This window comes from Comamonas sp. Tr-654, assembly GCF_011752915.1.
Taxonomy (GTDB): domain Bacteria; phylum Pseudomonadota; class Gammaproteobacteria; order Burkholderiales; family Burkholderiaceae_C; genus Comamonas.
Genome location: NZ_VWWQ01000007.1, coordinates 57,440 through 69,801, shown reverse-complemented (window position 1 = coordinate 69,801; position 12,362 = coordinate 57,440). Strand labels below are relative to the sequence as shown.

General features: G+C 58.8%; 11 protein-coding genes. 3 read left to right on the top strand and 8 right to left on the bottom strand.

Translation table 11 applies throughout. The annotated features are described in order from the left end of the window. The first annotated feature begins 43 nt into the window (after positions 1-43). Positions 44-2,578: a TonB-dependent siderophore receptor gene (locus tag F3J24_RS20210; RefSeq protein WP_370527751.1), complete on the top strand. Its 2,535-nt coding sequence runs from the start codon at positions 44-46 to the stop codon at positions 2,576-2,578. Positions 2,579-2,821: 243 nt separating this feature from the next. On the opposite strand, the gene F3J24_RS20205 is transcribed toward F3J24_RS20210, so the two are convergent. Further along, a complete protein-coding gene (locus tag F3J24_RS20205; RefSeq protein WP_167010095.1) occupies positions 2,822-3,748 on the bottom strand; it encodes a LysR family transcriptional regulator in 927 nt (308 codons plus the stop codon). Positions 3,749-3,961: 213 nt separating this feature from the next. On the opposite strand from F3J24_RS20205, the gene F3J24_RS20200 reads away from it, so the two are divergent. Then, positions 3,962-4,879, top strand: coding sequence for a LysR family transcriptional regulator (locus F3J24_RS20200; RefSeq protein WP_167010093.1), 918 nt, complete (start codon positions 3,962-3,964; stop codon positions 4,877-4,879). A 32-nt stretch (positions 4,880-4,911) separates the two neighbouring features. Here F3J24_RS20200 and F3J24_RS20195 read toward each other — a convergent pair whose 3' ends face one another. The 7 genes from F3J24_RS20195 to F3J24_RS20165 all read right to left on the bottom strand — a co-directional run bounded on the left by F3J24_RS20195 (position 4,912) and on the right by F3J24_RS20165 (position 11,024). After that, positions 4,912-5,559 carry a DsbA family protein gene (locus F3J24_RS20195; RefSeq protein ID WP_167010091.1) on the bottom strand — a complete coding sequence of 216 codons (648 nt, stop codon included), beginning with the start codon at positions 5,557-5,559 and terminating at the stop codon, positions 4,912-4,914. Positions 5,560-5,594: 35 nt separating this feature from the next. Then, on the bottom strand, positions 5,595-6,764 hold the full coding sequence (locus F3J24_RS20190) for an FAD binding domain-containing protein (RefSeq protein WP_167010089.1): 1,170 nt from the start codon (positions 6,762-6,764) through the stop codon (positions 5,595-5,597). Between the two features lie 16 nt (positions 6,765-6,780). Beyond that, the gene (locus F3J24_RS20185) at positions 6,781-7,725 is read right to left on the bottom strand and encodes a TIGR03571 family LLM class oxidoreductase (RefSeq protein ID WP_167010087.1); all 945 of its coding nucleotides are present in this window, start codon (positions 7,723-7,725) and stop codon (positions 6,781-6,783) included. Positions 7,726-7,768: 43 nt separating this feature from the next. Continuing rightward, entirely contained in the window at positions 7,769-8,401 is a 633-nt protein-coding gene (locus tag F3J24_RS20180; protein ID WP_167010085.1) for a DsbA family oxidoreductase, read from the bottom strand. Between the two features lie 162 nt (positions 8,402-8,563). After that, positions 8,564-9,784, bottom strand: coding sequence for an FAD binding domain-containing protein (locus F3J24_RS20175; protein WP_167010084.1), 1,221 nt, complete (start codon positions 9,782-9,784; stop codon positions 8,564-8,566). Between the two features lie 21 nt (positions 9,785-9,805). Then, positions 9,806-10,258, bottom strand: coding sequence for a VOC family protein (locus F3J24_RS20170; protein WP_167010081.1), 453 nt, complete (start codon positions 10,256-10,258; stop codon positions 9,806-9,808). Positions 10,259-10,352: 94 nt separating this feature from the next. After that, positions 10,353-11,024: a TetR/AcrR family transcriptional regulator gene (locus tag F3J24_RS20165; protein ID WP_167010079.1), complete on the bottom strand. Its 672-nt coding sequence runs from the start codon at positions 11,022-11,024 to the stop codon at positions 10,353-10,355. Between the two features lie 123 nt (positions 11,025-11,147). On the opposite strand from F3J24_RS20165, the gene F3J24_RS20160 reads away from it, so the two are divergent. Further along, a complete protein-coding gene (locus F3J24_RS20160; protein ID WP_167010077.1) occupies positions 11,148-12,353 on the top strand; it encodes an ABC transporter substrate-binding protein in 1,206 nt (401 codons plus the stop codon). Positions 12,354-12,362: the final 9 nt, after the last annotated feature.

Here is a 12,362-nt window from a genome sequence, read left to right as displayed (position 1 = left end):
TTCTGCATTGCACTTTCCATCGCACTTTCCCCAAGGAACACTTATGGTTTCACTGTCTTGCGCCCATGCGGCTTGCGTAACGAAGCCGGTTTCGGCTACTTTTCCGATACTGCGTCGCACTACTGTCGCCCATGCTGCGCTCGTTACCCTCGCCTTAGCAGCTGGCAGCTTTATGCCTCAAGACGTTCTGGCTCAGGCCACTGCCGCCACAGCACCTACACCAGAAGCAGCCAATGTCAGATATTTCCAGATACCTGCGGGACCGCTGAGTGCTGCTCTGACCTCATTCGCGACAGACGTTGGTGTCAGCATTAGCGCACCACCCGCACTAGTTCAGAACCGATCCACGTCAGGTCTTAATGGTCGCTACTCCGTGAGCGAAGCGCTGGGACAACTGCTGGCCGATGCCAATCTGCAGGCCCTGCCTGCCGGACCGGGCAGCTATGTGCTGCGTGCCATGCCCGTCGTGATACCAGGCGCTGCTGCAGGACAAGATGCCACATTGGGCGAAGTACGGGTGACGGCGCAGGTCGAGCGGGAAACTGCCACCAGCCCTGTAGTTGGCTGGACTGCCAGGCGGACTGCTACCAGCACCAAGACTGACACGGACCTGCGCGAGACTCCGCAGGCTGTGTCCATAGTCACTCGTGATCAAATGGACGAGCAAGGTATTCAGACCCTCTCCGAGGCCTTGCGCTACACCTCGGGTGTGCGTTCGGACGCAGGCGGTGCTCAGACAAGCGCCAATACTCTGTTCATGCGAGGCTTCCTCGCGGAAGGTAAAACTTACCTGGATGGTTTGCGCATTCGTCCAGACGGCTATTTTGGCTACTTCGCGGAAGAACCTTTTGCGTTGGAACGTGTCGAGGTGCTGAAAGGCCCGGCGTCGGTGCTCTATGGCCAGGCCTCCATACCCGGCGGCATCGTGTCCCTGGTCTCCAAACGTCCAACGGAAGACAAGCGTGGTGAGCTGGAACTGTCCACAGGCACAAACAATCGTCTTCAGGGAGCCGTCGATGTCAGTGGTCCCTTGAATGCAGATGCCAGCGTACTGTACCGACTCGTGGCGCTGGCGCGCGATGCCGACGCGACCATTGACCACCTCAAAGACAAGCGTGTCTACATCGCCCCCAGCCTGACCTGGAAGGCCGGCCCCCGCACGCGGCTGACCATACTTCCTTCCTACCAGAAGAACTGGGCCATGTACACGACCAACATCCCGTATGCGGCCGTAGACGGCTCCAGCCCATATGGACGGGTGCCAATGAGTCGTCTGGTAGGCGAGCCCAGCTTCGACAGAGAGACCACCGAAGTCACCTCATTGGGCTACGAGTTTTCGCACGAGTTCAGCGATAACTGGCGCTTCCAGCAGAACTTCCGCAGCTCGTACATCGACAACCGCGAGCAATATCTGGCCCGCGCCAGCGGACTGCTCAACGGCAACATGCTGAATCGCAGCTATTCGATGCGCCACGCCTACGGCAACAACACCGTAGTGGACACCCGTGTGGAAGGTCGATTTGGCACAGGGCCGGTCTCGCACACAGTCTTGCTGGGCTTGGACCATGCTCGCAGCAGCGCCAAGCGTGTCGAACAAACCGGGGTGGCATCGCCCATCAACATCTTTAACCCCGTGTATGGCGCACCCATCGATACCTCGATCTACACCGCCTCTTTCAACACTAACCAGGAAAGCCGTCAGACTGGCCTGTACGTGCAGGACCAGCTACGCTGGAAACAATGGGTGGCCACCGTCGGTGCACGTCATGACCGTGTGTCTTCGCGCATCGAAAACCGCCTCAATGGAGCAGTGACCTCGGACCGCGACTGGTCCGCCTCCACCAAACGCGTCGGCTTGAACTACCTGTTCGACAACGGTTTCACGCCGTATGTGAGCTACTCAGAGTCCTTCAACCCGGTCACCGGCTTCAGCTCTCCTGCACGCGGCTCCACACCCTTCGATCCGGAGCGTGGTACGCAAAAAGAAGTCGGTCTGAAATACCAGTCACTGGATGGCAAGCTTTTGTCCACCCTTTCGCTCTTTGATCTGCGCCGCGAAAACGTCAGCACCGTCGATCCCGACAACATTGCCTACAACGTGCAAACCGGGGAGGTCCGCTCACGCGGTGCCGAGCTGGAAGTAATAGGCCAGGTAACTCGAAACCTCAAGGTATCGGCAGCCTACAGCTACACCGATATTGAAACGACCAAGGACAACACGGCTGCAAACGTGGGCAAACGGCCCAGCCGCGCCCCCACTCACATGGCTTCAGCCTGGGTGGACTACCAATTCCGGGAAGGCGTGTTCGATGGCCTGGGCATCGGCCTGGGAGCCCGTTACACGGGCGCTGCATGGGGAGACTTCGCCAATACCTTCCGTGTGCCTTCGTACACCTTGCTGGATCTGGCCATGCGCTACGACCTGGCAAAGCTATCGCCAAGTTGGAAAGGCTGGAGTGCCAGCGTCCACGTCCGTAACCTGACTGACAAGTACTACGTGGCCTCTTGCTTCGCCACGGTCGCCTGCAACCTGGGCGAAGGGCGCACTGGCATCGTCAAGCTGAACTACAAGTGGTAATCCCCAGAGCATCGCTGTATCAACAGAAATGAAGGATACCAGAAGCTTCGCCCATATGGGCGCTCCTGGCTCCTCCATGCAAGGGCGATTCAGTGCAATGACTACTTTGGGTAGCCGCGGTCATTGACCTAGTCGAGTTGACCCGCAGCAATCAGCCTGAAGCCGCCTGCCGACAGGCTACTCAAAGTCGAGCTCGGACGCCCGCCTGCAGCCTACTAAGCCTTCAACGGCACTGGCTTGAATTCAAGCGCAACCAGGACTGGCTTCCCAAGGTGCGTGTTCGCCCCAGCGTTCGGCCAACAGGTCGATGAAAGAGCGCACCCGTGGCGAAAGGTGGCGTCGACTCGGGTACATCAGGCGAATGGGGTCTGGCGTGGCACGCCAGTCCCGTAGTACTTCCACCAGATGACCTTGTTGCAGGTCTTCACCCAGGATATAGGTCGGCAGGTTCACCAGACCAAATCCTGCGAGCGCTGCAGAGCGCATGGCCTCGGAGCTGTCGAGGTTCAGGCGTCCCGGGGCAGGGATGAGCAGGGGCGCGCCGCTGCCTTGAAATTGCCAGGGACGGGGCTTGTCGGCCGACAGGAACACGATGGCGTCGTGCTCCGCAATCTCTGCAGGCGTGTGTGGAGTGCCTCTGCGCTCCAGATAGGCTGGTGCCGCGCAGGTGACGAACTGCTGACAGGCGATGGTGCGTCCCATGAGCAGCGAGTTCTCGTCAGGTTCGCCAATGCGCACGGCAATGTCGTAGCCTTCTTCGATCAGATCCACAAACCGGTCAGAGAACGACACATGGGCCCGCACCTCTGGCCATTGCCGAAGATAGTCGTCCAGCACCGGCAGTATGTAGCGCTGACCAAAGGACAGTGGTGCAGTCAGTTTGAGCAGGCCTGTGGGTCGTCCCTTGCGCTGCGCCATGGTGGCATCGACTTCTTCCAGATCGTCGAGGATCTGCTGCCAGCGCTCGAAGGCAATGGCTCCTTCATCGGTGAGACTGAGCGTGCGTGTCGAGCGATTGAGCAAGCGCACATCGTGCCGTGCTTCAAGCCGCGCTACACTTTTGCTGACCGCCGAGCGCGTCGATCCCAGTTGGTCGGCGGCGGCCGTGAAGCTACCGGTACGCACTGCCAGAACAAATGCAGCGATGTCTGTGAGCCGATTGGTTTCCATGGATGCCAAAGATAGTCTGCCCGATTATGACGGGCAGTGAGTGCCTGAGCTCATTCCCTTGGCCAGCATGCATAAAGCACTGACAGTACGATTCGACAGTTTCGGTGTGAGGGCTTAGCTAAGCGACGCCTTCTTCAGAGCGCTATTCGTTCTTTCGCAGCAATCGGCCCATTGCATACGTGCTGATACATCACAACATACGCAAAAAATCAGATGGACAAGCTCTTGGCCCTTAAAGCCTTTGTTGATGTTGCGGAGACCCAGGGTTTCTCCAAGGCCGCCCGGCGAATGGGGGTGGCGACATCCTCTGTGACGCGCTTGATCGATGCACTGGAGGAGTCACTGGGGAGTGCCTTGCTCACGCGATCAACGCGGCTGGTTTCGCTCACCGATACCGGTGCCGTCTATCTGGAGCAGGTGCGCCGTGTGCTGTCCGAGCTTGAAGAAGCGGATGGCAGCATTGCAGATTCGGGTGCCGAAGCCGTAGGGCCGCTGCGTATTTCAATGCCTGTCACCTATGGTCGCCTGTATCTTGGGCCGCACATCGCAGCCTTCCTGAATGCAAATCCTCGTGTGTCCGTGGAGCTCGTGCTCTCGGATGCCTATGTCGATCTGCTCTCCGAGCGTATCGATGTCGCCATCCGCATCGGAACGCCGGCGAGTTCGCCCCAGCTGGTTGTTAAAAAGCTCGCCGAGCACCACCGGTTTGTGGTTGCTAGCCAGGAATACCTTGCATCGGCAGCGCCCATCGAATCTCCTGCCGACCTGACCCAGCACGAATGCCTGCGCTTTGCCTACCAGGCCGGCGTGCAGCGCTGGTCTTTCACCAAGCAAGATGTAACGCAGCATGTGGAGGTCGGAGGACGCCTCACGGCCAACAACTCCGAGGTGTTGCGTGAGGCGGTGCTCAGTGGATTCGGCGTCGCGCTATTGCCTGAATGGCTGGTCCATGACGACGTCCGTTCCGGTCGTGTGCGGCGCCTGTTCGAGGACTATGCGGTCAACCCCAGAGAACAGTCGGTCAGCGTTTACGCCGCCTACCTGCCTAACCGCCGCTTTTCGCGCAAGGTCCAGGCTCTCCTGAGTTTTTTGCAGGATCACGTCGCTCTGACGCCCTTGACCGGAGCCTAGAGCATATTCAATAGCGTCAGGCTCCGTCCCGGTTATGAGCCTTGGACAAGCTCGGCCAAGGTGTCTCGAAACAGCTCGGGCTTGCCAAGGAATTGCCCGAGGGGAAACAGCGTGAACTTGCCGTTCTGTTCCAGGGCCAGGGTAGGGTAGCCGCGTCCGCCCAGCATCTGAAGCAACTCGCCGCTTTGCTGGAAGTGCTTGCCGATGTCAGCCATTGCTTGCTCAAAGGCGGGATCGAAAGCCGCCAGATCCAAACCCAGCTCCTGGGCGATGCGCTGAATTACCTTGGTATCTGCAATCGCCTGCCCTTGCACATAGTAAGCCGTTTGAAGTCGTTTGAGCATGCTCAAGCCCTTTCCTGCCACTGCCTGTGCCGCCAGCATGGCTGCGGTCGGTGGAGCCGAGTCGAGCACGATGCTGTAGTCGAACTGTGCTTTCTCCTGGTAGGCCGAGCCGAACTTCTGCCCGCTCAATGCCGTGATGCGTTGCTCGTGCGGAATGACGAATTCGCGCCATTCTTCAGACATGAGCTTGGCTTCGGAGCCGGTCAGCATGCCACCGCTATGCAGCTTGATATCGAGCTTGTCCAATGTCGCTGCCGCAGAAATGAGAGGGGCTGCGCCGTAGCACCAGCCGCAAAAAGGGTCGTAGACGTAGTGCAGGGTGGTTTCAGTTGTCATGGTTCACTCCTTGAGGGTTGGCTTCGGTGGTGGTGTCAGGGCTGCCTGGGGAAGATTGCTGCGGTCGTTCTGGGAATGCCCATGATCCGATCGCCTGCGCGCATTCCCCATTCGGTCATTTGTCGTGCTGCCAAAAGCTGATCAAACTCCCAAGCCTGAAGGGCGGCATCGATGTCGTTCTCGCCCTGCGACAGTGCGTGTGCCAGAGACAAGGCGTTGGCGGCGGCTTTTGCAGTGCTGCCTGCGGTGTGAGGGCGAGGAATGGATGCTGCATCACCCACCACAAGGGCGCGCCCAAACACCATCTGGGGCACGCGCATGTCCAGGATCGCCTGTACAAACGGCTCTGCTGTAGCTTCCACCAAATCCTGAAAAGTCGGCGCAAGCAATTTCGACGCATGTCGCATCTCGGATAGATAGGCGTCCTGCACTGCACCTGGATAGAGTGAGGTCGTCTTTGCCTTGCCGTTGCGATCGGTCAGCAGGGATTGGAGATCTGCGCCGGGTGAGACCTTTCGGTACCACACCCAATTCCAGCGACGTTTGCCGACCTCGATGGATCCGTCTTCGCCGGGAACCATGTACTCGAGCATCATGGTTTCGCCATCGTGCTGAAATGCAAACGTGCCCTGCAGCATCTCTACAGCACGGGTGGACAGAGAGGTTTCGGGCACCAGTCCGCGCCACGCGACATACCCGGCATAGGTCGGCATGACGCCTGGCAACACCTGTGCTCGCAGAGAAGACTTGGGCCCATCTGCGCCAATCAGAAGGTCTGCCCGCTCGACTCTTCCGCTCTCGAAATAGGCGACAACCTCGTCGCCATGCTGCTCATAACGCATGAAACGTTCTGCGCGGCTGGTCAGCTCGGGCGGCAAGCTGCGGTTCATGGCGCTGTACAAGCTGTTCCAGGAGGTCTGGGTTTGCGGCATGTGCTGGCGGCTGAGGACAGCATCACCTGCGCCGAGATAGATGCGGTCGCCGGAAGGCACGCCATGGCTCTCGTCATAGTCGATTCCAGCGAAGCGAAAAGCAGCCAGAACATCAGCTTGCAGTACGACTCCGCCTCCGCGGCTGTCCAGATCATGGGCCGAGCGTTCGAAGATGTGCACGTCCCAGCCAATCGCTCGCAAGGTCGTGGCAGTGAATAGTCCGCCCAGCGAGCCTCCGATGATGAGTGCGCGGCGTTGTTTGGTCTGTGTCATAGGTTTCTCAAAATAATCAAGAGGTTTGCAGGGCGGGCAGTACGTCCCGGCCAATTTCTTCCACGATCTGCAGCGTGCTGCGATGCGTTGCGCCGAGGTTCAACAGCACATGTGCGACGCCCAGGGATTCAAGTCGCAGCAAATGGCTCACAAGCGCCTTGCGTCCCACTCGCAGCCCCAGCTCGATGGGCGTCGGCGGTACGTCCGGGTCGTCGGTCAGCTCCAGGTGCAAGGATTGGATGAAGGGTTTTGGCATCTCTGAGCGCTGTGCAAGCGCAGAACTCCACAAGCCAATGCGCCCCTGCTGTCTTGCGTCTTCTCTGTGATAGGTGGCCCATCCGTCGGAATTCGCTGCTATCCATTGCAAAGACTGCCGAGCCGTGCCAACCGCCAGCATGGGAATCCGGTGCGAGGGAGGGGTCACGATGTCAAACCCGCCGGTTGCTTGCAACAGCTCGGTGCGGGCATCGGCAGCTGGCGATAGTGCCGACCGCAGCAAGGCCCAGTGGTCTTGGAATACGAGATTTCGGCGCGCGGGATCCACACCGAAAGCCGCAAACTCGGCTTCCCTGTCGCCGGATCCCAACCCGAACAGAAAGCGCCCTCCAGAAAGGCGATCCAGGGAGAGTGCGGACTTGGCCAAATGCAGGGGATTGCGCAGCGGCAAGACCACCGCAGCAGTACCCAGGGCAATTTTGGTAGTCAGTGCGGACAGGTAGCCCAGCCACACGAGCGGGTCGTCAAGAGCGACGGCTTCTGACGCCGAGCCCTGGGGAACCATCAGCGGAACATCCCTGGCCCATAACGCAGCAAACCCCAGTGCGTCGGCACATTTGGCTGCTGCGGCTTCTGTGGCAATGTCTGCCATGTGGCCTGCAGAGCGTGCGAGCGGGCTCATCAGTCCCACGGTCATGCGCGGGGCCCGGAGTACGCGTTCATAAGCGAGGTTGTAGGCGAGCATGACGATGGCGCTTTCCTCATATTGATTGGCTGTCTAACTGTTTCTATGCACTCAGAACTGCGGCGAGTACATGGGCTGGCTGTGCCCCGCTGACTTGCGTGCCGTTGATGCGAAAAGTGGGTACCGAAGCGATCCCCTCGCTGTGGGCCTGCAGCTCACGCGCAATCAGCGCGTCCAATTCCTCTTCAGATTCCAGGAAGCTCCTTGCCACAGAGGAATCCAGGCCTGCCTGATGTGCCAAGCGAGTCAGTGTTTCGATCTGCCCGATGTCTTCACCCAGCGAGAAATATGCAAAGAAAATGGACTCGTAGAGCACATCCACCTGCTGCGCATCGCCGTGCTTCTGGGCGAATTGCATGAGGCGGTGTGCCTGACGGGTATTGGGGGTGATCAGGACGCGCTCATAGTGAAAATCGGCCCCCACGCTTTGCCCGACCTGGGCGACTTCGGCATCCATGGCTTGCGAGCGAGCCCAGCTACCAAACTTGGCAGTACGGTAGGCCTTGCGATCCAGACCTCCCTGGGGCATCTGCGGGTTGAGCTCGTATGGCTGGTAGACCAGGCGCGGTTGAACAGACAATTCAGAGTCCCTGATGGCCTGCTGCAGCTTGCGGTGCCCAATCCAGCACCATGGGCAGATAAAGTCTGAAGTCACCTGGACATCGATGGGTTTCATGCGTAGCTCCTACCGTGGTTGATGGGAGTACTTTATTCTTTGCAATTAATTTAATGAATACGGTAAATTTGCAATCTGTGGTTGCGATATTTGCAAAGATTGGTTTGCAAAAAGCGCCGCAAGCTGGGGCAACTTGCGGCGCTTGCCAGGGGAGTGCCAGGCTCAGTGCGGGGCCATAAAGGGCACGGCGGTTTCCTTCATCACCGCCTCGACGGTTCGGTATCGCTCCGCCATTTCCCTTTCTTTCGGGGTCAGGATTTGCGCTTGCATATAAGCCCCCAGATCGCGCGCATGGCCGACGACCTGACTTCCCAGTTGCATGCGAGCGCCTTCGTAGATGCGCAAGGCTGAGGCAATGTCGTCATTGGTGGCCAGAGCATCCGCGAGAGCGACGGCATCACCGGCGGCCTTGGTGACACCCATGCCGCAATGAGGTCGAGCGACAAAGGCCGCATCTCCCAAGAGCGCCACTCGACCGAAGGCAAGCTGTTCGCTTTCCAGATCAAAAATGGGCTGGAAGAACAGGCCCTCGGTTTTTTCCACAACCTCCGCAAACTGCGGTGCGAGCACTTTGCGGGCCGCTGCTTTCGCATCCGCGAGCACCTCGGGGCGAACCAAAGGAGGGGGGATACCGTCTGCCCATACCTTGCCAGAGGCGTCTGTGAGCATGGCTGTGAGGGTGGTCGCTTCATCGGCGGGCCGGTACCAGACGAAGTTGAAGCGTCGCTGACCAGGTCCCACCGAGTTGTTCTTGCCTGCGACAGGGTAGGCAATCATCTGCTCATGCGCAGGAAGGCCGAAAGCGAAGTAGGGAAAGAGGTCCTTCAGGACGGCGTCTGAAAGCGCAGATTCGTCCACAAGTCCGCGCCAGGCAATATAGCCTGCATATTGAGGCTTGGCCTGGGGCAGCAGGGCTTGGCGCACGCAGGAGCGCAGACCATCTGCGGCCACAAGCAGGTCGGCGGTCACGCGACTTCCATCTGCAAAGCACGCGGTGACAGTTTCAGGCTCCTGCTCAATGGATGTCAGCACCATTGCATTGTGGTAGCGCTCGCTGGGGAAGGCGCTGCGCAACACATGGAAGAGCCGCCCCCATGCTGTCAAGGTCTGAGAGCGTTCCTGCGTTGCAATGCATTGTCCGTTCGAGTCCAAAGTCACGCGTGTCGAAACCTGAACCCCGATGGAGTCATCGACGGCGATCCCCGCGGCCTCCAAGGCCTGCAGCAACTCGGGATGCGTGACGATGCCTGCTCCACGTCCTTCGAGCTCCTCAGCGACGCGTTCATACACATGGACGTCGAAGCCTTTTCGCAGCAACAGGTTCGCGGCGAAGAGACCGCCCAGCGAGCCGCCGATGACCAACACCTTTTTGCTTGTGCTCATGCTATGTCTCCTTTGCGGACTTTATTGACCAAGCTGCAGCGCCACAGCTTCTTGCGCAGGGAAGTTGAGCTCGATCGTGACACCAGATGGGTCTTCGACGAAGACCTGGTGCAGGCCGAGGCTGGGAACCGTGCGCTCGCGGAATTCCAGGTTCCTGGCACGCAGTCGCCGATGCATGTCCGGCAGGTCTGTAGCCAGGAAGGCCAGGTGATCCACGGCCGCGCTGCCATGTAGGGCCTGCTCCTCCTTGGCGCCCAGGTACTCATTGAGCCCTTCGGGGTCATCTTTGTCGATGCCGATGAGATGCACGACTCCGAAGTCGGCCTCGTCCCCGCCGCGATAAAGCCATAGGCCAGGAAACTTGAACGGTGGACGAAATCCTTCCTTGAAGCCCAGCACTTCACAGTAAAAGCGGCGGGATTCGTCCAAAGAGGGGGTGCGCACCGAAAAATGCGCAAGCTTGTTTATCGGCATGTATGTACTCCATCGATGTATAAATTATCGATAGATAAATACTAGGGCAAGAAAAAAGCCAGCGCAAGAGGCGGCGTTTCCGGCGTTGCCCTCGTTAACCCCGATAAGCCCTGAGAACCGGTGGAACGCCGGCGATGAATGCATCCACGCGCATGTCGATAGCGCGGTCCAGGTCTTTTGGCGTGGGCAGGTCGTAGATCCATTTGCGCACTCCCATGTAGAAAACGCTGGAATGCATGGCCCATATGAGTTCCACTTCGTCTTCCTCCGTGCTGTCGGCGGTCGGCTCCGGTATCTGATACTCGGAGCGCAGCTCTCGGGCGATCACGAGGAAATGCCGTTCGCGAAGCCGGCTCAGGTACTTGCGATTGATACCGGCTTTGCTTAGGCCCGCAAAGATGAAGATGCGAACCCACTCGCTGCGCAACACGAATCGCGCATAGTCCTTGAAGTACCGCTTCAGGCGCTCGGCCAGCGGGATTGACCGGTCTGCGAGCCATTCTTCCCACTCGGGATTCCAGCGCCGGACAAAAACCTCGTCATAGACCCTGTCCACCAGCGCTTCCTTGGTCGGAAAGTAGCGGTACAGCAGGGGCTGGGTGACGCCCATCGCGGCCGCGAGGTCTCGGGTGCTGGCGTCGAACCCCAGTCTTGAAAACACGGCGATAGCCGATTGAACGATTTGATGCTCGCGCTCTTCGGGCGCAAGACGCCGCTGGCGCGTCTTTTCCTGGGGATCGGTGCCTGGATCCATGAGCTTGTTCATAGGGTCTCCTCTAGGGGTATGTCCTAGCTAATTTATCAATTGACAAATTACTTGTGCAAGGACAAAGTTATCGAACGATAAACAGCATAGCACCCACTCAAGGGTGTGAGAACGGAGACTTCCATGACCTACCACCCCACGATTCGCCACGTCCTGGCGATGGCGTTCGCTGCGACCGCAGCCTTCACTGCGCAGGCACAGCCCATCAAGATTGGTCTGCCTGTTCCCTTGACCGGACCCTACGGTGCGGAGGCCAAGGACCAGGTGAAAAATGCCGAGCTCGCAGTCAAGGAGTTCAACGATGCAGGAGGCCTTGCCGGTCGCAAAGCCGAGCTGCTGGTGCGAGATGACAAATTGAACCCCGGCGAGGCGGCGACCCGAACCCTGGAACTTCTGGAAAAGGATCAGGCCAATTTCATCGTTGGCGGGCTTTCTGCGGCCACCCAGCTATCGATCAACAACGTGACCAAGCAGCGCAAGGTCATCTATGTATCGATCAGTCAATCGGATGCGATCAACGAGGCCACCGACGCCAGCCCCTATACCTTCCATGAAGCACTGAATCCCCATATGACCACCCAGGCGGTAGGTCGCTATGTATTCAAGAAGGGCATGCGTGTGGCGTTCCTGACCGCCGACTACGCCTATGGGCATGAGATGACCCGAGGCTTCACCCGGGTGGCCAAAGAGGTCGGCGCCGAAGTCGTAGGGGAAGTCAAGCATCCGCTGGGCCATCAGGACTATTCGACATTTCTGCCCCGTCTGCGGGCAATGAAGCCGGATGTGCTGATCTTCAACAATTTCGGCAACGACAACCGTATTGCCATCAAGCAAGCGACCGATTTCGGCATGAAGAAAGGCATTCAGTTTGTCACGCCGATCCTGACCTATACAGCCAGGGTTGCCGGTGGTGCGAGTGCTTACGAGGGCGTCATAGGCGGCACCCAGTACTTCTGGGAGATCCAAGATAGCACCCCTTCTGCGAAGACTTTCAACGCGGCGTTCCGAGCGGCCAATGACAACCGCTATCCCTCGGACTATGGGGCGATGGCGTATTCGGCTGTGAAGTCACTGCTGCTGGCCGTCAAAGCAGCAGGCTCGACCGACAGCGACAAGGTCGCCAAATCAATGCGCGCTCTGAAGTACGACACCTACAAGGGGCTGCAGTACTTCCGTGCTTGTGACAACCAATCTGTGCAGTCGGTATTCATCATCGAGTCCAACTCGAAGGACGCCAAGGATCCTGCGGATGTGTTCAAGGTGCTGCACACCGAAAAAGGCAACGAGGCCTTGCTCAGATCGTGCCAGGAGCTGGGCTTCAAGGGTTGAGCAGGGCAC

Coding starts and splice junctions, on each gene's coding strand:
- F3J24_RS20210 (WP_370527751.1), top strand. CDS start 44: ATGGTTTCACTGTCTTGCGCCCATGCGGCTTGCGTAACGAAGCCGGTT.
- F3J24_RS20180 (WP_167010085.1), bottom strand. CDS start 8,401: ATGAAACCCATCGATGTCCAGGTGACTTCAGACTTTATCTGCCCATGG.
- F3J24_RS20175 (WP_167010084.1), bottom strand. CDS start 9,784: ATGAGCACAAGCAAAAAGGTGTTGGTCATCGGCGGCTCGCTGGGCGGT.
- F3J24_RS20195 (WP_167010091.1), bottom strand. CDS start 5,559: ATGACAACTGAAACCACCCTGCACTACGTCTACGACCCTTTTTGCGGC.
- F3J24_RS20200 (WP_167010093.1), top strand. CDS start 3,962: ATGGACAAGCTCTTGGCCCTTAAAGCCTTTGTTGATGTTGCGGAGACC.
- F3J24_RS20185 (WP_167010087.1), bottom strand. CDS start 7,725: ATGCTCGCCTACAACCTCGCTTATGAACGCGTACTCCGGGCCCCGCGC.
- F3J24_RS20205 (WP_167010095.1), bottom strand. CDS start 3,748: ATGGAAACCAATCGGCTCACAGACATCGCTGCATTTGTTCTGGCAGTG.
- F3J24_RS20190 (WP_167010089.1), bottom strand. CDS start 6,764: ATGACACAGACCAAACAACGCCGCGCACTCATCATCGGAGGCTCGCTG.
- F3J24_RS20160 (WP_167010077.1), top strand. CDS start 11,148: ATGACCTACCACCCCACGATTCGCCACGTCCTGGCGATGGCGTTCGCT.
- F3J24_RS20165 (WP_167010079.1), bottom strand. CDS start 11,024: ATGAACAAGCTCATGGATCCAGGCACCGATCCCCAGGAAAAGACGCGC.
- F3J24_RS20170 (WP_167010081.1), bottom strand. CDS start 10,258: ATGCCGATAAACAAGCTTGCGCATTTTTCGGTGCGCACCCCCTCTTTG.